A 23,876-nucleotide genomic window follows, 5' to 3' on the forward strand; every position below is an offset into this window, starting at 1 on the left:
TACACATATAGCAGCGTAGATATTAGGAGATGAGGACTTGAGAAGAGAACTTGCGCTACATACGGATAAATATCAGATCAATATGATGTACGCTCACTGGGTGAATGGAACTCATAAACGAAAGTCTGTATTTGAAGCTTATTTTCGGAAGCTACCTTTCGGTAACGGCTATGCTGTGTTCGCAGGATTAGAGCGTATTGTTGGTTATATCGGCGGTCTGCGGTTTACCGAAGATGATATCCGTTATTTGTCGGAGCAAGAAGAGAACTATGCTCCCGCTTTCTTGGAGGAACTGTTGCAGTTTCATTTTCAGGGAACCGTTCATTCGATGAAAGAAGGCGCATTGATTTTTCCAGATGAGCCATTAATCCGTGTCGAAGGGACAATTATGGAGGCTCAGCTGGTGGAGACAGCCATTCTGAACTTCATGAACTATCAGACGCTGATCGCTACAAAGGCTTCACGAATTAAGCAGGTGGCCCCGAATGATATCTTGCTGGAGTTTGGTACCCGTCGTGCGCAAGAAGCCGATGCAGCGGTGTGGGGGGCTAGAGCAGCCTATATTGGCGGCTTTGATGCTACTTCCAACATGCTGGCAGGCAAAATGTTTAGTATTCCGACTAAGGGAACACATGCACATTCCTGGGTTCAGAGCTTTGGCAGCGAGCAGGAGGCTTTTGATGCTTATGCTAAGGTGATGCCGGATGAAGTTACGTTATTGGTCGACACCTTCGATACACTCCGTAGTGGGGTGCCTAATGCTATCAATACAGCGAAGAAGCTTGAGGCACAAGGTAAAAAGATGGTCGGTATCCGTTTGGATAGCGGTGACTTGGCCTATCTATCCCGTCAAGCGCGTAAGATGTTAGATGATGCTGGCCTGGATTATGTGAAGATAGTCGCTTCCAACGATTTGGATGAGAACACGATCATGGATCTGAAGCTGCAAGGTGCAGCTATTGATACTTGGGGTGTGGGTACACAACTGATCACCGCTTCGGACCAACCTTCTTTGGGTGGCGTCTATAAGCTGGTGGAAATTGAGTCTGCTACTGGAGAAATGATCCCGACGATCAAGATTTCCTCCAACCCTGAGAAAGTATCCACGCCTGGCAAGAAGGACGTATTCCGGATTATTGGTAAAAATGGCAAAGCGCTTGCGGATTATATCTGCTTCCCTGAAGAGGAAGCTCCCCGTAATGGTGCGCGGTTGAAGCTGTTTAATCCTTTACATCCATACATGCATAAGTATGTTGAGCGTTACGAGGCACTACCTATGCTAGTACCGATATACGTTAACGGATTCCAAGTGTATACTTTGCCAGATTTGAATGAAGTCCGCCGCTATCATCGGGAGCAAAAGGACCTATTCTGGCCGGAGTATCAACGTAAGCTGAATCCCGAGGTATACCGGGTGAATTTGAGTGAAAAGGTCTGGACTAGCAAGCAGCAGTTAATCGCTGAGCATATGCGACCGGATATTGAATAGATTTTGCAGGATTAATTCTGTTAACAGTGTTAACGCGGGAGAGTGATGTACCCGCGTTTTTTTGTTTTTTCAAAGGCTAGTAATAAAGGAGGAGAACTTAATGGAAAAGGGGAAGCTAACTTTAGCGCCGAATAGGAACGTTAAACCAGGCGAAATCATCACTTTCGGCATGTATTCACAGTCAAAGGAAGGTGATGAAATGCCTATTGAATGGCGTGTTCTCCAAAATTCGGGTGGCGAACTGTTTGTTTTGAGCGAGTATATTTTGGAATGCAAGAGGTATCACGGCAAGAGCGTAGATATAAAATGGCGTGATTGTGTGGATATTACGTGGCACGACTGTGATTTACGGGAGTGGCTGAACGATGAATTCTATAACACCGCGTTCAATGCTGCTGAGAAGGAATTAATAAAGACAAAACGTTGCACAGACAACGGAGAGGGTACTCCGGATACAGAGGACAACGTCTTTTTGCTTAGCGTTGACGAGATAAAGGCATTCTCTGAGATACACGGTAAAGATCTAAGGCGTGCTGTTGGAACTGTGTTTGCCAAAGCGAAAAAGTCCGATGGATGCAGCTTATACGTATATGATAAAACGGATAAAGATAACTATATAATCAAAGACAGCGAAGAAGTTGGCTGCTCTTGGTGGTGGCTGCGAACACAGGGAAACAAACCTACGCGTGCGTTTTTTGTCGGGCCGAGCTGCAGTATTCGCAGCTATGCTAATGTCAGTATAGCTCGCGATGGCGTCCGCCCAGCTTTAGTAATAAATCTTCCATGATAAAAATCCGGTCTTGAATGGCTACAATAATAAAAGAGGTGTAACCCTCTCTTCGCTAATGTGAAGAATAAGGGATACGCCTCTTTTTAATAAATCGGACCGAGCTAAATTCTTCAGTTCTTCTTCTTGAATTTCACAAAGGACCAGATCGTAAGCATCAACAGGACTCCCAAACAGGTGCCTATACTGATACGGTTCTGAGCATCAAAGAGGAAGGAAACTGCGATAACCGCTAAACAAGCAAGTGTAAGGACGGTTATATATGGGAATCCCCATACTTTAAAGGTTGGTTCTTTCGGATAGGATTTTCTCAGTTTAAGTTGTGACATACAAATACTGATCCATACGAGAATAACCACAAAGCCCGGAACGGCCATTAGTAATCGGAACAGTCCATCCTGCGCGAAGTACGCTAACATAGATCCCATAACAAGAACAACGGCGCAGAGCTTCAGACTATTGATGGGCACACCTTTTGCAGAAGTTTTCGCTAAGCTACGTGGTGCTTCGCCATGTGACGCCATAGAGTGCAGCATCCGTGTGGCGCCATAAATACCAGAATTGGCAGCAGAGAGCACCGCTGTAATCAGAATAAAGTTCATGATGTGATCGGCACCCTTAAGTCCTGTTGCGGCTAATACCTGAACAAACGGGCTTGTATGCTCATTCAGTTGATTCCAGGGTATTAATCCACAGATGATTAGGATCGGCAAGGTATAGAACAGAATAACGCGCAGAATGAAGCTTTTGACAACCTTAGGTAAGACCTTCTCTGCATCCTGTGTCTCCGTCAAGGTTAGCCCAATCAACTCTGACCCACCGTAGGAGAACATGACGACAAGAAGGGCAGAGAAAATGGGGGCCCAGCCTCGTGGGAGAAATCCACCATAGTCTGTAAAGTTGTGTAAGTAAGGAGTAGTTTCAGTCATTGGCAACAGCCCAAAAATTAATGAGCTTCCTAAGATAATGAAGATGATGATCATAGCAATTTTGATACCGGCTAACCAAAACTCCGTTTCTCCATAACCACCTACACTCATCATGTTGATGCCGATAATTAAAGCTCCACTTGCAAGACTTAGCAGCCATAATGGAACATCCGGTAACCAGTATTGCAAGAAGCTGCCTGCTGCCAGTACTTCAATCACACAGACGGTCAACCACATGAAGCAATATAACCAGCCCACGATAAAGGAAAGTCGTTCTCCAAATGCCTCACGAATGAAGTCCTTCATGTTCCTATTCGGGTATACCGTAGCCATTTCGGCTATTGCCCCCATAACCACTAAGAGTAGTAAACCTGCTAATACATAAGTAAGAATAACCGCAGGTCCAGCAATGCTTATGGTCTCTGAACTTCCTTTAAAAATACCCGTACCGATTACTCCGCCCATCGCCATAAAGCTGATATGCCGAGGAAGCAATTTCTTCTGTAATGATGCTTCGTTTGACTTCACAATTAATGCCTCCTAAGCTGTCTTCGAAAAATTACACCAAGCATCAGTTTATCCTGAAATGGACTAGTTGAAAAGTAAAAATAACACACATTTATTGAAAGAGGCGTGACTTTTCACTGGAGTGTGATATTTATCATGTGGAATGTGATGAATTTAACATCTTAATTTTTAATTTTATTGCTAAATAAGAGTAGCTAAATAATCTTAGGTAACACATGGAAAATGCAAGATTTGTCACTTCGCGACTTGCTAAATGAAGTTACAATCTTTGAAAAAGTCATAAGGATATTATACTGATGACATTCTGAAAGGGGCTATGTCGGTGGTACAGTTACCAAAAGTGAACGAACTCGGATTTTTTGAGATTCGTCTGGAATCAATTGGAGGGCTAGGCGCGAACTTAGCTGGTAAAATGCTTGCAGAAGCAGGCGTTGTCGGTGCAGGAATGAATGGAGTGAGCTTTTCATCCTATGGTTCTGAGAAAAAGGGATCAGCGGTAAAAGCACATATCCGTTTTTGTGATTTGAACACGCATATTCGTGACACTTCACCAGTAGAACGACCTCATGTCGTAGGAATATTCCATGAAGCATTGGCAAAGACCGTCAAAGTGACTAGCGGAATTTATGATCATAGCACGGTGTTAGTGAACTCGGCTAAGTCACCGGAGGAATTGAAGTCCTCTCTGAATATGATGGCAGGAACTATAGCTGTTGTTGATGCTACATCGATCGCATTAGATGAGAAGAACCGCGTAAACATGGCAATGTTAGGTGCGTTGTTCCGGATGTGTGATTTCTTGGATCCTGAAATTATGAAGGGTGTTATCGAGAAATCACTTGGCAAAAAATATCCGCAGGCTGTTCAATCAGCACTAACTACTTTCGAACGTGGATTTAATGAAGTTACCTTCATGCATTTCCCTTTACCAGATGGTGCGGTTATGCCTGAGTTCGTTCGGACCGATATTTCGGCCTTAGGTTATGAAACTCAGCCTATTGGTGGTACCATTACGAATCCTGGCAGCAGCTTTTTAAAGAATCTAAGCATTTCAAGATCCGGTTTATTGCCTCATTTTAAATTAGATGATTGTATTCATTGTGCGCAGTGCGATACGGTATGTCCTGATTTATGTTTTGTTTGGGATGAGCAGCCTGATAAGAAGGGACGTCCGCAAATGTTCCTGCAAGGGATTGATTATCAATACTGCAAAGGCTGTTTGAAATGCGTAGAAGCTTGTCCTACAACGGCTTTGTCTGGCGAACGCGAGGAAGAGGGCTACGCTGAGAGCCATACGGTCCGGCATATTTTTGATCTTGTTACTGAGGCTTAATTAACGGAGGAAAGGTGGAACACATGTGGCTATTGATTATGAAAAAGAAGTAAGCTCTACGAAGGTTGAGCAGAAATTCCTATATGAATCCGGCAATGAAATGGCGGCTTATGCTGCCCATCAGATAAATTATCATGTCATGGGTTATTTTCCGATATCCCCATCGACAGAAGTCTCTCAATTTCTTGATACCATGAAAGCGAACGGTCAGCATGATATTATGCTTATTCCATCAGATGGCGAACACAGTTCTGCAGGAATCTGTTATGGAGCTTCGACGGCTGGTGGACGTGTATTTAATGCTACCAGTGCCCAAGGTTATATGTTCATGCTGGAGCAATTGCCGGTACAAGCTGGTACACGGATGCCTATGGTAATGAATTTGATCTGCCGCTCGATTTCCGGTCCGCTTAATATTCACGGTGATCATTCTGATTTGTATTTTGCACTAAACACGGGTTGGCCGATTCTGATGTGCCGTGATCCACAATCCGTTTATGATATGAACCTGATGGCACTTAAGCTTGCTGAGCACGCCAAAGTGCGTCTTCCAGTAATGGTAGCATCAGATGGGTATTTTACTTCTCACCAGAAGCGCCGTGTACAGGCATTTACTCACCGTGAGGATGTTCATAAATTCGTCGGGGCACAACCTCCGGCAGGCTTTACGGATACCCTGGATCGCAATAATCCGGTTACCGTAGGTCCTTACATGAATGAACCTGACTATATCAACAACCGCTATCAGCAGTCAGTAGCGATGTATAATGCGGGTGAGGTCTTCGAAGAAATCGCTAAAGAATTCGCTGAACTGACCGGACGCCACTATCCAATGATCGAAGAGTATCGGATGGAAGATGCAGAAGTAGCTGTATTCTTGATGAATTCTGCGTCAGAGATCATTAAAGACGTTGTAGATCAGCTTCGCTTGCAAGGGATCAAAGCAGGCGCAATTTCGCCGAATATGATACGTCCTTTCCCGCAGAAGCAAATGGCTGAAGCGCTGAAGAATGTTAAGGCAATCACCGTAGGCGACCGTGCGGATTCGGTAGGTGGTCACGGCGGTAATATGGTAAATGAGATCAAAGCAGCCTTGTTCACCTATGGTAACACTACTACAAAGGTAATTAGCCGTATTTACGGGTTGGGCGGTAAGGACTTCTACGCAGAAGATGGTCATGCATTCTTCCAACTGGCATTGGATGCCGTTGCTGCAGACCGTGTTGAAGTTCCGTTTGACTACTATGGTCACAATCCAGGTGCACCGGACAAAGCGCCACAGCGTCTATTGAAGCCGATGGACTTTGATTCGCTGAAGACAGGACTAATTACGGTTAAACAGGATGAAGGAACAGGAAAATTAAGTGTACGGATACCCCCTCTGCGCAGCTTAACGAAGAAACCTAAACGGCTTGCACCAGGTCATGGCGCTTGTCCGGGCTGTGGAATTTTCTCAGGACTCGAGACGTTCTTCAAAGGCATCGAAGGGGATATCGTAGCGCTTTATCACACGGGTTGTGCAATGGTAACGACGACGGGATATCCATATTCTTCTCATAAATCTACGTTTATTCATAATCTGTTCCAAAATGGTGCAGCTACCTTATCTGGTGTTGTAGAAATGTTCTGGGAACGCAAACGTCGTGGTGAGCTTGATGGTTTAGGGCTTAAAGACGACTTTACATTTGTAATGGTAACTGGTGATGGCGGTATGGACATAGGAATGGGACCTGCGATTGGGGCTGCACTGCGCGGTCACAAAATGATTATCGTAGAGTACGATAACGAAGGTTACATGAATACCGGAGCTCAGCAATCCTATTCCACACCACTGGGCCACCGGACTTCTACATCGAGTATTGGTAAGAATCAACAAGGAAAAGCTACACAGCATAAAGATACTGCGCAGATCATGGCAGCTACCAATATTCCTTATGTCTTCACAGGATCAGAAGCTTACCCGCAGGATCTCGTGAAGAAAGCAGCAAAAGCACAGTGGTACGCACAGAACGAAGGATTGGTTTATGGTAAAATCCTGATTGCTTGCCCACTGAACTGGATGTCTGAAGATAAGGAAGGCACCAACATCGTCTCGCTGGCGGTTGAATCTTGCTTCTTCCCGCTGTATGAAGTGGAACACGGCTCTACTAATATTACGTACAACCCAGAGGACAAAGGCAAACGCGTTGAGCTCTCTGCTTGGCTGAAGACGATGGGCAAAACCCGTCATTTACTGAAGCCGGAGAATGAGCCAGCTTTACGCAGCTTCGAGGCAGAGGTTGAGCGTCGCTGGAGTCGTCTGAAAGCGAAACATGAGCATCCTGATTTGTAAAATATAATGATGAATAACCCGGCAGATTTCTCTGTCGGGTTATTTTGTATTTAACTTTATAGAAGAGATTTGTAATTGACATAAAATACGTCAAGATATATGATGGGATGAATTGGATTAGACATATTTTATGTCAATAATAATAGTGCCTTTAGAAGGAATGGTGATCATGGAAAGTAATACTGCTGTATCTGCCCTAACAATTTTGCAATACCTTGCATTAATTCATCAAGTGACGTACACCAATGTATGCAGAGAAGTTGGGCTGACCCCGCAACAATTTAGTGATTGGGTCAAGAAACGTCGTCCGGTGCCCAAAGAAAGACTGCAAGCATTGGCAGAGTTTTTCAAAGTGGAAGCAGAACTGTTGATTGATGAGAACAATTACTTGCTTGATCTAACACCAGAAACAAAAATCGAGGTGCAAATTCTTTTTTTAACCCGGATGTTAATGAATGAAGAGGAGAATCCGGAGAAGGAAGGCTATCAGCAGAAATTGCAACAGCTGCAATGGGAAAAAAGAAAGCAAAGCTTGATCACTAGGTTCTCAACCCTCTTAGATCATAAGAATAAGCAGATTGAAGAGTTATGTTTAGCTTTTTTGCATCAAATGGAAAATGAAAGTTCTGAGGTATGAGTACGGCTTTACATATGCTTAAAAATGGATTCAATAGAGTCTGTAAAAATCAGGATGTGATCTACGATGGAGTGTATCTTTTTACGAACCAAAGCGGTTTACGGAAGACTGCTTTAATGATGCCTCCAGTTCAATCCGCTTCTTGGATTTCTCATTATGGAAGCTTAACCATCTCACAAATCGGGAAGGAAAATCCCAATGGGGGGATCAATGAAGCTGGGTTGGTGGTGGAGCAAACGACACTTTGGCAGACTAAATATCCTGCAGTAGATGAACGGCCCGCTTTAGGTGAACTGCATTTTATTCAATATTTACTTGATACCTGTGCTACTGTTCAGGAAGCATTGGCAGCATCTACGAAGGTTCGTATCGATCAAAGCACTTCAAGTCTGCACTATCTGCTGGCTGACCGGAGAGGCGCACACGCAATCGTCGAGTTTTTGGACGGAAGGCTGGTAGTTCATGAAGGCAAGCTTTCCGTTCCTATTATCGCTAATACTGCGTATGAGGATGCTGTACAGGAGATTCAGGGGGGATTCAATGGTTCGGAAGATCGGAATGCTTATGAACAGAATTCTATGGATCGCTTTGAGATTGTCTGTGAAGCTTTAAACACATTAGAGAAGCAAACGACTGACACCGATTTTGCATTTAGGGTACTTGCCGCAGCACGGCGTGAGGATACTGTATATAGCCTTGTATACGATCTGACTCAACTACAGATAGAGGTTATGACTCAACGAAATCAAGAACGAATTAAGATTCGTTTAGATGAGTTTGATTTTTCTGTAAAAGCGCCTGCTCAAGCTGCTAACCTACAAAAGCTGTATGCAAACCACGTAAGAGCCCAATTCGAGAATTACTCCGCTGAACTCAATCATATAGCAGTCCAATCCTTTTTTAGAGATCCGATTTTGACTTCCGTCTTTAGATGGAAGATCTCTGATGACATGATTCGATTTTTAGCTAATTATCCGGATTCTTTTTTGAGAACTGAGTAACAATTTTGGTTTGTAAGACATGCCGGAGTCCTCTTGGTGCCACGTTGGATGTGGTATTATATGGAGAATGTTGGAGAGGGGAGGACTGATTTTAATGAGCTGGATCTTTTGGATTTGTTTTATTGTTTCATTAATAGTGTCCTATTGGGATCAGCGAAAAACATTGAGATTACAGGATTGGGCGCTAATTATTGGGGCTTTTTTACTTTGTGAGTTCTATGTCAATTTGTTCGGTCTATTGATTCCTGTGGGTTTTATCATTGGATTGATTGTTATGAATAAAAAGAAGCAGTTTCTTTTTTTAAAAGCGCTTATTTTTGGGTTGATTAGTGTCTGTGTTATTTTCTATGCCCCTAAGATTAGTTTGAATGAAATCTATGAGCTAACGAAGGCTAATAAATATACTGAGCAATTTAATCAGATTAAATCCGTTTCACAATTTTCCGTCGAATCAGATATTAACGATGTACTCCGGACGTCAGCAAATCATTTAAAAGATAAAAATCCAAAGTCAGAAATATCTGTAGACGATCCTCATGTAGCCTTCAGAATATGGGTTCTCCAGCATAGAAATGTAGCTCTTAAAGATTTAGATTGGTTATGGTATAAGGCTCCGTTAGAATTACATTACTATTGGCAATCCAACCGCCCAGATCAGGTAGTTACATTGGAATACGTTATTTTTAATGAGGTTGGATACATGGGTGTTTTTGAAAGAGAGAATTCGACAAGTCCTTACTATTTGCGGAAGATTTTTGAGTTTGATCGGTTAAAAACAAATAACCCACCAATCCCTTGATCATTTAAAAATGGAGGTTATTCACTAAACTACGTCTAATTAAGGGATATTAGCGCGTAAAAAGTCGATATCGGACACTGTAAGATAAATACTCAGAGCATCGAATCTATGAAAATGGAACAGTCCAAGCTGTCAAATGCTTTCTGAAGAAAAAAGCGAGAGAAGACCCCATGCATTTAGCACGAGTCTGTCTCTCACTTACAGGGGACTTTTAATAGTGTTGTGTAGTAGAATTATCTTCCGCCTCTAGGCATCATAGAGTTATCAACAAATACATCTTTAACAGAATAGGTGTAGCAATGGCGAGGTACAGGTACACAGTGGTGACGTCTTACAATTTCAACAGGATGAATTACATTTACTACTTGTGGGTGGAAGTGATCCTGATAAATGACTTTAGGTGGGTCTGTAACAGTTTGGGCTGGGCATTTTGGACAATCAGACATTTCCTTCAGCTCCTTTTGTGTGGACTTACCGTATTATACGCACAGAACAAAAGCCTGCTTGGTTGTTTGTCTATTGTGTTTAAAAATGGGTATTAACTTAACGCTTGTAAATTTCACGCATAACATGGCGAAGTTCCGGGATAATTAACCGTTCCATAGCCAGTTTTACGGCTCCAATAGAGCCCGGCATAGAAAAGATAGCGGTCTTTCCCATGGTGCCGGCGATGGCTCGACTAAGGATAGCGGCCGAACCGATGTCGTCCGTGAAGCTTAACATCCGAAAAATCTCACCAAAACCAGGTAATGTTTTATCTAGCAAAGAGGCAACAGCTTCATAGGTCGTATCCCGTGGGGAAATCCCTGTTCCACCAGTCAGGAGTACAGCTTCTATTCCGGCATGGTCGACACATTTATACAATAGCTCACGAATATCCTGATAATTATCTTTAATAATGGTGCTGCCTATTACTTCATACCCGGCTTCTTCGATTAAAGATTTAATCAAGGCGCCTCCGGTATCTGTTTCAATAGTTCTAGTGTCCGAGACAGTAATGATATAGCAGGAAACGGTTTGAGGTGCTTCTTTCCGATGTTCTTCAACAGATGACAAATGGCTCAACTCCTAAATTATAGATGTTATCATGATAGGGTATGGCTGAAGTAAAGACAAGCTGTCTTATATTCACAGAATGCAGCTGAAATTATGGGTGCCGCTTGCGTGCTTCGCGTGCTTGTAGTACACTCGCTACACATAACCGTAATTTGCTGGGGAGCGATGAAACATGGAACAGGTCGTACCTGTGTATATATTGTCAGGATTTCTGGGAAGCGGCAAAACAACATTGCTGCAGCGTCTCCTAGATCATTGGAAAAATCAGGGTTTACGCCCGGCTGTTGTGATGAATGAGCTTGGGGAAGTGAATCTGGATGGATTGCTAGTTGAGCAAACGGTCCCTATGGCAGAACTACTTGGAGGATGTATATGCTGTTCTATCCGAAGTGATCTCAGTACAGAGCTGGCAACACTGATCAAGAAGGAGTCTCCGGATGTCGTAGTGATTGAGGCAACAGGCGCTGCGAATCCGCTGGAAATTGTGGATGGCGTAACAGAGATTTCGTTATATCAAAAAGTAGAACTGAAAAGTTTGATCACTGTCGTTGATGCCGTACATCTTCTTGAACTGTATCGCGCACAGCAGGGTGCGACTTATCGTTTGATGCAGGAGCAGATTCGCTGCGCTTCTGTTTTGTTATTAAATAAAGTCGACCGTGTAACCGCTGAAGAGGCAGAAGAGGTTACCTCTGTATTGCGGAAATGGAATGCTTATGCACCGATTCTGCCAACTGTGCGTTGTGAGGTGGAAACGGAGAAACTGCTGCGTGATGCAGGTGGAGTTCTTACGGATAAACAGCTGGAAGAGGTTGAGGACGCGAGCGAAAGCTTCTTGCATGATGAAGATGAACACACCACTGGTGGCACACATACTACCCACGATCATGTTATGGCGTACACACATTACTTCAAACGTCCGGTAAACAGTGAGGAATTCGAACAGTTCGTTAAGGAACTGCCGCGTGATGTATATAGAGCTAAAGGAATCGTGACCTTTAATGACACCTCCAGCCGGTTTCTTTTCCAATATGCCTATCGTGAAGCTGATTTTATGAAAATCACACCACAGGGTGAGGTGCCTGATGTAGCCGTGTTTATCGGTGAACATTTCTCATCAAGTGAACTGCGCACTAGGCTGCTGGAGATGGAGGGACGTACCTTCGTTCGTCCTAGTACAGTTAAGAGAAGTCTATAATCAGATCTCCTTGTCAGAAGTTGTAATGGTTCATTCCTAATCTTGTAGGTTAATAGTATCGCATACCCTATAATAATACAGGAGGTTTAAGGCTATGACCCGAATTCAATATCAGGAGTGCATTGACGCTTGTTTAGAAAGTATGAATGCCTGTAATTATAGTTATGTCTCAAGCCTAAAAGAATATGACCTTGCTTCTCTGCGTGAAAGCATGCGGCTAGATCGTGAATGTGCGGATATTTGTTCTTATGCCGTACAAGCGATGACTCGCCAAAGTCCGTTTGTAGCCGGAATTCTCCGACTCTGTGCTGAAATTTGTGAAGCCTGTGCAGATGAAAGCAGCAAGCACATACATACACATTGTCAGGAATGTATTGATGCCTGCCGTAGATGTGCTGAGGCGTGCCGTTTGATTAGCGATGCAGTTAAGGTATACGCGTAAGGCTGTATATCCAAACTATCTATACAACAAGTAAATGACCAGACCATTGCTGTGGATGTACAGCATGGTCTGTTTTTCTTTTTAGCACTGTGCTAGATTTAATTTTGTTTCTAGAAGAGGAAATATGTAGGGAACTGGAGAATTACAAGTAGATGTGAAGCGAACATAAACTTCTCCAAATCATCTGGATGATATCAGTTTATTATAGCTCTGGCAGGCCGAACAGAAGTGGAGGGGAAAGATGAAGCATACACAAGTACCAGAGAGTGAACAATCCAAGGAGTTATTTGCGTATTTTGGACTAGCAGTTTATTATGGTCAAGCCCTAGAACAGCAGTTGACCAATTTGTTATTGCTTACCAAATTATCACAAGGGAAGACCCCTACTGAAGCAGATCTGACTGATTTGTATCAGCGAAAACTCAGCAATTCACTCGGTCAACTCATCAAAGAAATCCAGCATCACTTTCCTTTCTCGGAGCAAGAGACCGCTCAGCTAGAAGAAGTGTGGAAACAGCGTAACCATATCGTTCACGATTATTTCAAAGAACGGATACAAGAAACGTTCACCCCGGCTGGAAGGTCTAAAATGATCGTGGAATTAAAACGATTTAAAAATAAAGCAAGAAGGCTAGAGATCAAATTACAAGGCTATTGTACAGAAATGTTCACGAAACTAGGGTTAGAAGAGGAGACTCTACACTAATAACCCTTCTAATCCGCACTCCTTTACAACCTCAGGTCTAAAATGAATCTTAGAAGCTCTAACGCAGCGTGACAGTGCAGATAGAGCTTCGCCTAATGCCGGAAGCATCTCTGGCGTTAGGCGCTCACCCGGTTCCCACCACCAATTCATAATGTTCAAAGTTTGGCTCTTCTTATCCATCACCGGTTCAAATCTCGCAATAAAACGATCATTATATAATAAAGGAAGTACATAATAACCATACTCCCGTTCCAAGGCTGGTTTATAGACTTCCCAGCGGTAATGAAATCCAAATAATTGCAGGATCAGTTCTCGATCCCATATCAAGTTATCCAGTGGAGCTAAGACAGCCGCAAACGAATAACTTGAATGAATCTCTGCATCCTCAGACTCCTGCTGTATTACAGCTTCTAGAGTTGGAGCGTCCATGCTACGGATGTAGAGTGGAAGCTTAATACCCTTCACTAGAACTTCTCTGAGACTATCTGCCATTAACAGTCTTTGAATCGCAGCAGTACGTTCCTTGCTCTTTAGACCAGAAATCCCAAGCCAACCGTCGCCAGATTTATTCCATAACAGTCCGATGCTACCTATTCTACGCAGCACATACCAATCATGAAATTGTTCATCAGTGGGGTTAGGGTCTTCAGTGTTTAAAAGATTTTGTGGAAGCAGACGTTCAGTAAAATCGTAATACCGACGGGTATGAACACGATGATGAACGACTACTTCCCCCCAAAAGTACATGCTTTCCAAAGCGGCCCGTGTTAATCTGGCAGGAGCCCAAGCCCAATTCACCTTATCCTTACCATCTAGATCCAGAGAGGAGAGGGGACCACGCTTTAATAGCTCTACACGAACCTGTTCTACTGTAGCCATTACTGGCTCATTGGCCTGATGGTATGTAGCTGATGCATCTCTTCTACGTTTAAAATAAGGCCAGTCCTCTGTACAATAAATGGACATGTTCTTGTCCCAGCCATCTATTAGTAGTCTGTCTTGATAAAGAAGCTCTTGGGCTTGTTCAGGTGTGAAGCCAGGAACTCTTGCTTGGAGTACAAGCTCATGATTATGGCCGGCGATGTTAAGCGGATCATATTGGATACAGCCTACGTGACGGACATAATCATAGATGCTAAGCTTACCGGCAGGAAGAGCGCCTGTAGCTAACTTTTGGTGAGCCAGGAGAAAAAGTCGAGCTTGCTTCTTAGTTATAGTGTATGTATGCATCAAATGCCTCCTCCATCTATATGTATTAAATTTCATTTTACAGAACAAATGTTCTAATATCAAGTATAGAGAAACCCTGAATCACAGGATGTGACTCAGGGCATCGATTACATTTTCTCTAACGATGGTTGCAAGCTACCTAACGAAGGTCGGGAGGGTGCACCATTATTATTGTCTATACTGTTAGAACCAGCGCCTACTTGTAGCTGATACATCCGGAAGTATCTACCACCGAGTGCCATTAGCTCATCGTGGCTACCGCGTTCTACGATCTCGCCGTGATGCAGAACAAGAATCTGATCTGCACTGCGAATCGTGGATAGACGGTGCGCGATGATGAATGTGGTGCGTCCTTTTTTAAGGACTTCTAGCGCATCTTGAATGACGCTTTCAGTCTCCGTGTCGATATTGGAGGTAGCTTCATCAAGAATCAGAATAGCTGGGTCGAAGGAGAGTGCTCGGGCAAAAGAAATCAATTGCCGCTCACCTGCAGAAAGAGTGCTCCCTTTTTCAATTACGGGTTCATCAAAGCCTTGAGGAAGGTGGGCCAGCAATTTATCTGCTCCGACTTCCCGTAAAGCACGTTCTACCCGTTCGCGTGAGATTCGTTCATCCCCTAGGCTGACATTGGAAGCAATAGTGCCTGTGAAGAGGTAAGGGTCTTGTAGAACAATCCCCATGTGATTGCGTAGCCATTGCTTCGGAATATCTGTAACCTTCTGGCCATCAATCGTGATTTCCCCTTTTTGTGGATCATAGAACCGGAATAACAAGTTGATAATCGAGCTTTTTCCGGAACCGGTGTGACCTACTAAAGCAACAGTTTCTCCCGGGCGTGCCTCAAAGGAAATATCGCGAAGGACGAAGTCTTTTTTATAAGCAAAAGATACGTTCTTAAATTCCACTTTTCCTTTATAGCGCGTCATGGAACCGTCGGTAACATTCTCACCGGGCTCATCCATAAGTGTAAACACGCGACCCGCAGACACCATAGAAGTGTCGAGGTTTGCGAGCTGATTCACCATACCTGTAATCGGTTGGAACAAACGTCCAAGCACATCGACGAAGGCGTACAGTACACCTAAAGATACAAATGTAGAACCTGTAATACTGCCATGTCCGAAATACCAAAGCACCATCACAAAAGAGAGACTGCGTAGAGAGTTCACCAGGTTGTGGGAGGTGAAGGCATTCAGATTCAGCATTTTATTCTGATATTTCAAGTAGTCATCGTTCAGATGCTCAAATTCTTCACCAAGCTGCTTTTGACGGCGGAATATACGAACAATGGACATTCCTTGAATCGATTCATTAATGATAGCGTTGATCTCACTCAGACGTGAGCGGATGATCGTATTGTATTTTGTAGCGATTTTGCGATAAAGCACGATCCAAAGAATAAGAATCGGGATGATGAACAAGCTGATCAGACCTAACCGAACGTCGAGCAAGAACAAGGCGATGTATACGCCAGTAATATTAATAATACCGGTACTGAAATTGGAGAGAACAGCAATAAATAGATCCTTAATCGCCTCGGTATCATTGGTCACACGGGAGACTACCTTACCTGCTGGCAAGTTGTCAAAAAAGTAAACCGGAAGTCGCTGAATATGCGCGTACACATCGGTTCGTAGTTTTCGGATCACCTGATTCGCCGAAGATTGTAGCCAATAGGTCTTGCCGAATTCGGCAAAGATTGAGATCACTAGGAATATAGCGTACAGACCTACCAACTGATAAATACCAGGAAGCTCAGGTTTGTAAAAATCGAACAGCTCATCTGCTGAAAGTTTAACCGCAGGATAGATGGCTTCATCTTGGCCACGCGTGATACGCATTTCACCATTACTGAACTTTCGCTCACCATCAGGCTGCGTTACAGCTTCATCAATAAAGTAGAAGCTTCTTCCCTCTTGAAGAATACGGATTTCTTGACCCTTAGCTTCACCGGGTTCAAAACGGTCTCCGCGTTTGTAATAAGCGTTGTTATACTGAACCGCCTCATCTGGTGATGTGGTACTAAAATAAGGCTTTTCGATGGCCAACATATGATTGTCGATCATGCTTTTGGCGATAAATGGACCTGCCAGCTCTGCTGCTACCCCGATGGAGAGGAGTAGAAGGGCTGCGATAAAGGTTTTTTTTGCGGTCAATGCATATTCAAGCAGGCGTTTGCCTGTACTCTTTGTCAACGGTGACACCTCCTAAAAGTTTTGCTTAGTCATAGCTAGTATGTCTTTAATCATTGGATAAATTATTCTCTACTTGCTGCCGGTCATATTGCTCTCTGTACCAGCCATTCATATCCAGCAGCTCCTGATGCGTACCACGTTCAACGATATGTCCGTTATCAAGTACGACGATCATGTCGGCATGTTGAACAGCAGAGAGGCGGTGTGTAGAGATCAATGTAGTCTTTCCAGCACGCTCTTGGCGAATATTCTCAATGATCTGAGCTTCAGTACGAGCGTCAACTGCGGATAAGGCATCGTCCAGAATTAGTACATCTGGATTTGCGATAAAGGCTCTGGATAAGGACACACGTTGTTTTTGTCCGCCGGATAAGGACACTCCACGTTCACCTACCAACGTATCTAAACCATCGGATAATGTTCCTAAGTCATTTTGGAAGGCGGCTGCTGTGATGGCTTTCATGATCGTATCGTCATCCGCGTTGTCTAGACCAAATTGAATATTCTGACGTACTGATTTGGAGAAAAGAATCTGTTCTTGTGGAACATACCCCATCCAGCTGTGCAGTTGATCCAATGAAATCTGTTGAATCGGAACTCCAGAGATGAGAATTTCACCATTACCTGTCGGATATTCGCGGAGCAGCTGTTTGAGGAGCGTTGATTTACCGCTTCCCGTACGACCGACTACACCTAGTGTTTGCCCTTGGTTTAAGGTCAGACTGACATTGGTTAGATTGTCAATCGTCGATGAGGGATAACGGAAGGTCACATCGTTAAGTTCAATTTGGGTAGGATTTGCAACATGAACCGGGTTTGCAGCACTCTGAACATCCGCTTTCGAGTTTAGCGTCTCATCAATACGTTCGAGAGAAGCGCCACCACGTTGCATGATGTTAATTAGCTCTCCAATGGCGAACATCGGCCATACGATCATTCCGAGGTACATATTGAAGGAGACAAGATCGCCTAGTGTGATCTGATTACGGAACACAAGATAAATCCCGTAGGTAAGACCGATAATGTAACTGAGCCCTACGCAGAACCGAATCGTCGGTTCAAAGAAGGCATCAACACGGGCGACGGCCATGTTTTTGTTGTATACATCTTCTGTTATATCCGAGAATCGTTTCTCATCAAGTCTTTCTTGTACATAAGCACGGATAACTCGCACACCTGAGACAGATTCGAGCACCTGATCATTCATATCTCCGAACGCATCTTGTGCTAAGCTGTAACGATCATGGATCGCTTTACCATAAAAAATCATAGCTATTGCAATTAGTGGTAATGGTAATACTGCTGCAAGAGTCAGCTTCCAGCTGACGAGAAAACCCATTGCGAACAATACGACTGTGAGGTAGATTGTAGAATCCACCAGTGTGAGCATCCCGAATCCAACGGTAGCGGAGACAGCTCTGATATCGTTGGTTGCCCGAGCCATCAGGTCGCCAGTTCTATTGCGTTCGAAAAACGACGGGGTCATGGTCATCAAATGATTCATAAATCTCGAGCGCAGCAGGCGCTCTACGAGGTTGGAGCCTCCGAATAATTTGTGCATCCATATGTAGGTAATCCAATAAATGACTAGTAGTAAAATGAGGATCATGCCGATATATTTGGCTAATGATGCTGTAGTAATTGAACCGCGTACTATGTCGTCAATGGCATTGCCTAGCAGACGTGGGGGAAGTAATTCAAGAACACCTACACCAATAAGTAAGATAAGGCCAATCAGGTAACGCCTTTTTTCTCGGCGAAAGAACCAGCCGAGATTACGGAGAACGGAGAACAAGTAAATCCCTTCCTTTCAAGTTAAAGTACTAGCTGTGATGTTGAAAAAAAGCGCAAGTGGTTATCTCAACAGCCAAGAAGAAACGAAGTTGTCGTCCTTCAAAGATGACAACCGACAAAAAAGGCATATCATCCGAAAACGGACGATATGCCTGTAATTTACAGCTATCATGCGCACGGTGCTATACAGCACCAGGCATGTGAGAGACCTTCAAGAACTAAAGTTATACGATCAATTACACTCGCAGGGAACTTCAGGATGGTTTCACCACTTGGGCTGCTTCGGTATTCGGTTGATTGGAAATTCCAACAATAGTGATTTGATATGGCTGTAACTTCGTAAACACCGCGCTCACCCCTTTCATTGATTTAATAATAACTTTTGGTAATAACTAGTAGACGGTAAGTTATGTTCAGAGTTTATCACTCGCTTCGCAAAGTTGTCAAATTAATTTTTGAGGAGCTTGGGAAAACATTAATTGTATAAAGGTGTTTGAATATCGATTCATTTTCAGTATGATTAGACTATACAAAGGAGCTGAGAGAGATGAACATGGAAATTAGTCAAGCAGCGGCAGCTTGGTTTAAAAGAGAACTGGATCTTAAGAATGGAGACTATATTCGTTTATTTCCCCGCTATAGCTCGGGAGGTGGACTTCACCCTGGTTTCTCACTGGGTATCGCAACAGAGGCACCTGGACGTTCAGCAATACAAGTTGAACAAGAGGGCATTGTGTTCTACATGGAGGAGCAGGACTTATGGTATATGGACGGCTACGGCTTAACTATCGTGTATTCTGAGGCAGAGGATGACATTGAATATAAGTATGAAGCCCAATCGGTGCCTGGCGGAGCACAGGTTTAAATGTGTTAATTTTGTGTATTAACTAATGATGAAAAGCCCTTGCCAAAAGGCAGGGGCTTTTTCTACGTTGATATAATCAGTGCGAATTGCGGAACGTTTCTTCCTCCATAGCAAAATCGAAATCGTCAATGTCGTATACTTGAACAGGGACACCGCCTTCAATAATGCGTTGAATCAGCTCGAATTGATCAGTAAGAATAGGTACCTTCTCACGTTGTGAGGACAATAGAAGCTCCGTTTCAATGGGATCGAACGTTTCGCCGTAGACAGCGGTATCCATGCTGTTAATGATGGTAATCTTTGATTGTCCGCCGAGCAGAATACCAGAGCTTTTTGCCCAAGGAACGGCCAGACAGCGATTGATTTTTTTAGCATTAAGCGGCTCTTCGAAATAGGCAATGAGCTCACCAATCTTGAGTTTGACATGCTTGTCATCATCTGGACGGTTCATTAAAGGATCATCACTGTCCCTCAGTTCGTATAATTCCATCACGGTCGTATAAGGCACTATATATTCTACAGGGCTGCTCGATATGAGAAGCTGGCCGTAAATCGCCATCATGACGGCTTCCGTCACAAATTGTCTAGACATCTTTATCCTCCTGAAGTTCGGGTACTGCTATCGTACTTATGGACTTAAAAATATAAAAACACTGTAGAGCGCAAAAGTCAACTGTACTTAGCAACTCAGTAAAGAGAAAGGACAGAATATCCCTGTGAAGCAATGGAAATCATATTTTACTTTTGTACGTCCTTACATGAAATGGATTGTGTTTACGCTCTTTATAGGTATGATCAAGTTCAGCATCCCGTTGACACTGCCTATGATTCTGAAATACGTAGTCGATGACCTGCTGATGAACCCTGCCATGAGTGCTGAGGAGCGGGTATCCCAATTGATGCTCATCCTCGGAGGCGCTTTTGTTTTGTTCGTAATCGTAAGAGGACCGGTGGAGTATTACCGGCAATATTTTGCCCAGTTAATTACAAGCAAAGTATTGTTCGACATGCGGAATAAGTTATACAGTCACTTACAGCGGTTGTCACTGCGGTATTATCAGAATACAAAAGTAGGCGAAGCGATTTCGAGATTTATAAATGATGTGGAACAGACCAAGAATTTAGTAGAAGTCGGCATGATGAATGTATGGCTGGATTTATTTACCCTAGTGTTTGCGCTCGGTTTTATGTTTTATTTGAATCCGGTACTGGCGCTAGTATCTATCGCTGTACTTCCGTTTTACGCCTTCGCGGTAAGTAAACTATATAAAAGGCTTAAGGTGTTAACGAAGGACCGTTCACAAGCTCTGGCTGGCATTCAAGGCTATCTTCATGAACGGATTCAAGGTATATCGATCATTCGCAGCTTCACCATGGAAAAAGTGGATCAGAAACAGTTTGAAGATATCAACAGTAACTTTCTCAAAAAAGCGATGGCTCAAACCCGCTGGAACGCGATCACCTTCGCGATTATCAACACACTAACGGATATTGCACCATTGCTAGTCATCGGATACGGTGGATATCAGGTCATTCACGGCAATTTGACAGTGGGAACATTTGTTGCCTTCTTCGGCTATCTTGATCGGATGTATGCGCCGTTGCGGCGATTGATTAATTCCTCGACAGTGCTTACACAAGCCTCGGCTTCTCTTGAACGGGTGCTTGAGCTGCTAGAAGAGCCTTATGATATCGTGGATAAACCGGGAGCAAGACCTCTGATGAATGCACGAGGTGAAATTGATTTTCATAATGTATGGTTCAAATACAACGAAGAGAATGATTGGGTACTGAAGGACATCAATTTAAGTATCAAACCTGGACAGACGGTCGCTTTTGTCGGAATGAGTGGTGGTGGGAAGTCCTCTCTCATAAGCTTGATCCCGCGATTCTATGATATCAGCAAGGGTAGCCTCCAGATGGATGGTCAGGATATACAAGGTTTGACACAAGAGAGTTTGCGAAGAGCTGTTGGGATGGTGCTTCAAGATAATTTCTTATTTAGTGGATCAGTACGTGATAATATTTTGTTCGGTAATCCTAATGCTACAGAGGAAGAAGTTCTCTCGGCGGCGAAAGCTGCCAACGCGCATGATTTTATTGAGCAGCTGCCGCTAGGCTATGATACAGAAGTGGGAGAACGTGGAGTCAAGCTGTCCGGTGGGCAAAAGCAACGGGTTGCCATAGCAAGGGTGTTTCTTAAAGACCCGAAGGTTCTTATATTAGACGAAGCTACGTCAGCGCTGGATCTGGAATCAGAGCATTTAATTCAACAAGCGCTGCAATCCCTCTCGTCGGAACGAACTACACTAATTGTTGCGCATAGACTGTCCACCATTACTCATGCTGATCAGATCGTGGTGCTTGAGAACGGTGAAATCACAGAATGTGGTACACATGAAGAACTAATGGGGCTTGATGGAAGTTATGCGAGATTGTTTAACGTACAGCATTTGGATACATGATAAGATATAACATTAGAATAAATTACTTTGGTGGTCTTCTCGGGAGAGAGGGCCATTTTTTTTAAAACTTATTTGAGTCTTTTTGAATATCAAGTGCGTCTAAAAAATATAAGCAACATGAAAGGTAGTGAGAACTTGAATACAACAGAGCTGGAGGAAAAGGCGATAGCGGGTGATGAAGACAGCTTTACTGCATTGATAGATGGGATGCAAGAGCGACTTTACCGTATGGCGTACTCCTATGTGAGGAATAAGGATGATGCGCTGGAGATTGTGCAGGAGACCGTCTATAAAGCGTATATCTCTATTCATAAACTACAGCAACCTCAATATTTTAAAACTTGGCTCACAAAAATAGCCGTCAATTGTGCCTTGGACTTTATTCGGAAATCTAAAAAAATCGTGTATATGGAGAAAGATCCCGAAGGCAGCTACGCTTCAGAACCTATAGAAGATGTTATAGATCTACAGGAGGCGTTAAGTGTCCTTGATAAAAGATCGAGAATGATCATTGTTATGAGATATTTTGAAGACTTGCCCATAAAGGAAATTGCCGGGGTATTAGACATGCCAGAAAGTTCAGTGAAAACCGTCATCTATCGGGGATTAGGAAAATTAAAAATTAATATGAAGGGGAGTGAGTACTTTGGATAATCGACTTGAACGTTTACAGAAAGCATACAACGATATTGAAATCCCTGAAGAACTATCACAAGCTTCTCGTAAAGGTATTGAAAGAGGAAAACTTCATAAACAACAGAAAAGAGGAATAAAAATGAGTGGTTTAAAATGGACAGGATCAGTTGCAGCAGCAGTTATCATTTCTTTTACAGTGGGCGTAAACACGGTACCTGCTTTCGCGGATAGTATGAATCATGTTCCAGTTCTCGGTAAGTTAGTAAGTGTATTGAAATTTACGGATGGAAGTGCAGGCGGCGGTACGATTCAGGACGGAGTAGATGTTAATTTCATAGCTTTGAAACATCAAAAAAACAGTGATCAGATGATATTGAACTTTGCAAATTCGGACAATACACAAGACCTTGCAAGCTCTTATAACGTGAAATTCACAGACAATCCTTCTACAATGACCGTAACCGTGAGTGGGGCGAGAAATTTCTCAGCTATTAAAGATCTTGAGACATTAAAACAAAGCAAGTATGTTCAAGATGCCTATCGTTTAATTACATTGGATGACTCGGCCATACGTTTTAATGTCACCTTCAAAGAGCCAGTTGCTTATGAAGTGAAGGAATATAAGGAGCCAGCACAGGTAGCAATTACATTGAAGGATAAGAAGGGTGATGTGGGGGAAGGAACTTCGATATATTCACTTAGAACGGTCTCAGAGCCTTCCGGCGAGAGTCAAGGCATGGCTGAAGAGATGTTATTCGGGTTAAAGGATGTGCGCGTATTAAAGGATCAGAAGGGATTATTCCTAGTGGAAGCTGGGTATTTCAATACAGAAGCAGAAGCTTTGGCCCAGCTGAAAAAAATTCAAACAGAGTATGGTATTGGTGATTTATTGTTTGTGGAAAAACGATCGTCTCAGGAAATTCCACAGTCCATTTCTCAGGCTGAATAAAAAAAGAAGAGCAGCGATTCTCTCGATAGTGGAGAATCGCTGCTCTTTCTTTTGTATTCTTTTACATTTTGCCAATCAAGAGCGACAATATACCGGCTGCGATAAGTGGTCCTACAGGGACACCCTTAAACAATGCAACGCCAATCACTGTTCCGATCAGAAGTCCAGCAACAACTGTGGGCTGGTTGGTCATAAGAATGGCTCCACGCCCTCCAAGATAAGCGACGAGAATGCCGATCGCAATCGCAAGAAGAGACTTCCAGTGGAGGAAGGACTGCCCGACCATTTGTAGCGATATTTTTCCGCTGGCCAAAGGTGTCATGACCCCGATCGTAAGAATGATAATCCCGATGGTTAAACCATATTTTTCAAGCCAGGGGAAGGTCTGCTGCAGGCCAAGAACTCTTAGCAGTAGTAGGACGACCATTGCTATTGTTACAGGGGAATTACTGCTTATAATACCGAGCGCAGCAAGTCCAAGCAAAAGCAAAGAGGTCATGTCCAT

At 43.4% G+C, this 23,876-nt stretch carries 21 protein-coding genes; 14 read left to right on the top strand and 7 right to left on the bottom strand.

Annotation, left to right across the window (positions count from 1 at the left end; translation table 11 throughout):
* Window positions 1-37 precede the first annotated feature (37 nt).
* Window positions 38-1,489, top strand: coding sequence for a nicotinate phosphoribosyltransferase (locus UQ64_RS09775; RefSeq protein WP_082651053.1), 1,452 nt, complete (start codon window positions 38-40; stop codon window positions 1,487-1,489).
* Window positions 1,490-1,589: 100 nt separating this feature from the next.
* A complete protein-coding gene (locus tag UQ64_RS09780; protein WP_060623308.1) occupies window positions 1,590-2,276 on the top strand; it encodes a DUF6273 domain-containing protein in 687 nt (228 codons plus the stop codon).
* A 113-nt stretch (window positions 2,277-2,389) separates the two neighbouring features.
* Here UQ64_RS09780 and UQ64_RS09785 read toward each other — a convergent pair whose 3' ends face one another.
* Entirely contained in the window at window positions 2,390-3,733 is a 1,344-nt protein-coding gene (locus UQ64_RS09785; RefSeq protein WP_060623309.1) for an amino acid permease, read from the bottom strand.
* A gap of 322 nt (window positions 3,734-4,055) precedes the next feature.
* Here UQ64_RS09785 and UQ64_RS09790 point away from each other — a divergent pair, with 322 nt between their 5' ends.
* From UQ64_RS09790 to UQ64_RS09810, 5 genes are all read left to right on the top strand, one after another.
* Window positions 4,056-5,066 (top strand): 2-oxoacid:acceptor oxidoreductase family protein, encoded by a 1,011-nt coding sequence (locus tag UQ64_RS09790; protein ID WP_060623310.1) that lies wholly within the window; start codon window positions 4,056-4,058, stop codon window positions 5,064-5,066.
* 25 nt (window positions 5,067-5,091) lie between these two features.
* Window positions 5,092-7,398, top strand: coding sequence for a thiamine pyrophosphate-dependent enzyme (locus UQ64_RS09795; RefSeq protein WP_060623311.1), 2,307 nt, complete (start codon window positions 5,092-5,094; stop codon window positions 7,396-7,398).
* 130 nt (window positions 7,399-7,528) lie between these two features.
* The gene (locus UQ64_RS09800) at window positions 7,529-8,035 is read left to right on the top strand and encodes a helix-turn-helix domain-containing protein (protein ID WP_209445745.1); all 507 of its coding nucleotides are present in this window, start codon (window positions 7,529-7,531) and stop codon (window positions 8,033-8,035) included.
* Window positions 8,032-9,036, top strand: coding sequence for a carcinine hydrolase/isopenicillin-N N-acyltransferase family protein (locus tag UQ64_RS09805; RefSeq protein WP_060623313.1), 1,005 nt, complete (start codon window positions 8,032-8,034; stop codon window positions 9,034-9,036). Before UQ64_RS09800 ends, UQ64_RS09805 begins: the two co-directional genes overlap by 4 nt.
* A gap of 94 nt (window positions 9,037-9,130) precedes the next feature.
* Window positions 9,131-9,835, top strand: a complete 705-nt coding sequence (locus tag UQ64_RS09810; protein WP_060623314.1) for a hypothetical protein — start codon at window positions 9,131-9,133, stop codon at window positions 9,833-9,835.
* 543 nt (window positions 9,836-10,378) lie between these two features.
* Here the strand turns inward: UQ64_RS09810 and UQ64_RS09815 are convergent.
* The gene (locus UQ64_RS09815) at window positions 10,379-10,891 is read right to left on the bottom strand and encodes a MogA/MoaB family molybdenum cofactor biosynthesis protein (protein WP_156417504.1); all 513 of its coding nucleotides are present in this window, start codon (window positions 10,889-10,891) and stop codon (window positions 10,379-10,381) included.
* A 172-nt stretch (window positions 10,892-11,063) separates the two neighbouring features.
* Between UQ64_RS09815 and UQ64_RS09820 the strand changes: the two genes are divergently transcribed.
* The 3 genes from UQ64_RS09820 (at window position 11,064) to UQ64_RS09830 (ending at window position 13,237) form a co-directional block, all read left to right on the top strand.
* Window positions 11,064-12,089, top strand: coding sequence for a CobW family GTP-binding protein (locus UQ64_RS09820; protein WP_060623316.1), 1,026 nt, complete (start codon window positions 11,064-11,066; stop codon window positions 12,087-12,089).
* A 94-nt stretch (window positions 12,090-12,183) separates the two neighbouring features.
* Window positions 12,184-12,531 carry a four-helix bundle copper-binding protein gene (locus UQ64_RS09825; RefSeq protein ID WP_060623317.1) on the top strand — a complete coding sequence of 116 codons (348 nt, stop codon included), beginning with the start codon at window positions 12,184-12,186 and terminating at the stop codon, window positions 12,529-12,531.
* Between the two features lie 241 nt (window positions 12,532-12,772).
* A complete protein-coding gene (locus UQ64_RS09830) occupies window positions 12,773-13,237 on the top strand; it encodes a hypothetical protein (RefSeq protein ID WP_060623318.1) in 465 nt (154 codons plus the stop codon).
* Here UQ64_RS09830 and UQ64_RS09835 read toward each other — a convergent pair.
* The 3 genes from UQ64_RS09835 to UQ64_RS09845 all read right to left on the bottom strand — a co-directional run bounded on the left by UQ64_RS09835 (window position 13,229) and on the right by UQ64_RS09845 (window position 18,457).
* The gene (locus UQ64_RS09835) at window positions 13,229-14,467 is read right to left on the bottom strand and encodes a winged helix-turn-helix domain-containing protein (protein WP_060623319.1); all 1,239 of its coding nucleotides are present in this window, start codon (window positions 14,465-14,467) and stop codon (window positions 13,229-13,231) included. The genes UQ64_RS09830 and UQ64_RS09835 overlap by 9 nt on opposite strands.
* 107 nt (window positions 14,468-14,574) lie before the next feature.
* Window positions 14,575-16,662, bottom strand: a complete 2,088-nt coding sequence (locus UQ64_RS09840; RefSeq protein ID WP_060623320.1) for an ABC transporter ATP-binding protein — start codon at window positions 16,660-16,662, stop codon at window positions 14,575-14,577.
* 46 nt (window positions 16,663-16,708) lie between these two features.
* Entirely contained in the window at window positions 16,709-18,457 is a 1,749-nt protein-coding gene (locus tag UQ64_RS09845) for an ABC transporter ATP-binding protein (RefSeq protein ID WP_060623321.1), read from the bottom strand.
* Between the two features lie 546 nt (window positions 18,458-19,003).
* Here UQ64_RS09845 and UQ64_RS09850 point away from each other — a divergent pair.
* Entirely contained in the window at window positions 19,004-19,321 is a 318-nt protein-coding gene (locus tag UQ64_RS09850; protein WP_060623322.1) for a HesB/YadR/YfhF family protein, read from the top strand.
* 76 nt (window positions 19,322-19,397) lie between these two features.
* On the opposite strand, the gene UQ64_RS09855 is transcribed toward UQ64_RS09850, so the two are convergent.
* A complete protein-coding gene (locus UQ64_RS09855) occupies window positions 19,398-19,913 on the bottom strand; it encodes a hypothetical protein (RefSeq protein ID WP_042128412.1) in 516 nt (171 codons plus the stop codon).
* Window positions 19,914-20,037: 124 nt separating this feature from the next.
* On the opposite strand from UQ64_RS09855, the gene UQ64_RS09860 reads away from it, so the two are divergent.
* The 3 genes from UQ64_RS09860 (at window position 20,038) to UQ64_RS09870 (ending at window position 23,371) form a co-directional block, all read left to right on the top strand.
* Window positions 20,038-21,786, top strand: a complete 1,749-nt coding sequence (locus tag UQ64_RS09860; protein ID WP_060623323.1) for an ABC transporter ATP-binding protein — start codon at window positions 20,038-20,040, stop codon at window positions 21,784-21,786.
* A 135-nt stretch (window positions 21,787-21,921) separates the two neighbouring features.
* The gene (locus UQ64_RS09865; protein WP_060623775.1) at window positions 21,922-22,440 is read left to right on the top strand and encodes a sigma-70 family RNA polymerase sigma factor; all 519 of its coding nucleotides are present in this window, start codon (window positions 21,922-21,924) and stop codon (window positions 22,438-22,440) included.
* Window positions 22,433-23,371: a hypothetical protein gene (locus UQ64_RS09870; RefSeq protein WP_060623324.1), complete on the top strand. Its 939-nt coding sequence runs from the start codon at window positions 22,433-22,435 to the stop codon at window positions 23,369-23,371. The genes UQ64_RS09865 and UQ64_RS09870 overlap by 8 nt, the downstream gene beginning before the upstream one ends.
* A 61-nt stretch (window positions 23,372-23,432) precedes the next feature.
* Here the strand turns inward: UQ64_RS09870 and UQ64_RS09875 are convergent, their stop codons facing one another.
* Window positions 23,433-23,876 (bottom strand): DUF441 domain-containing protein, encoded by a 444-nt coding sequence (locus UQ64_RS09875; protein ID WP_042188929.1) that lies wholly within the window; start codon window positions 23,874-23,876, stop codon window positions 23,433-23,435.

Source organism: Paenibacillus etheri (genome assembly GCF_001012825.1).
Classification (GTDB): domain Bacteria; phylum Bacillota; class Bacilli; order Paenibacillales; family Paenibacillaceae; genus Paenibacillus_AQ; species Paenibacillus_AQ etheri.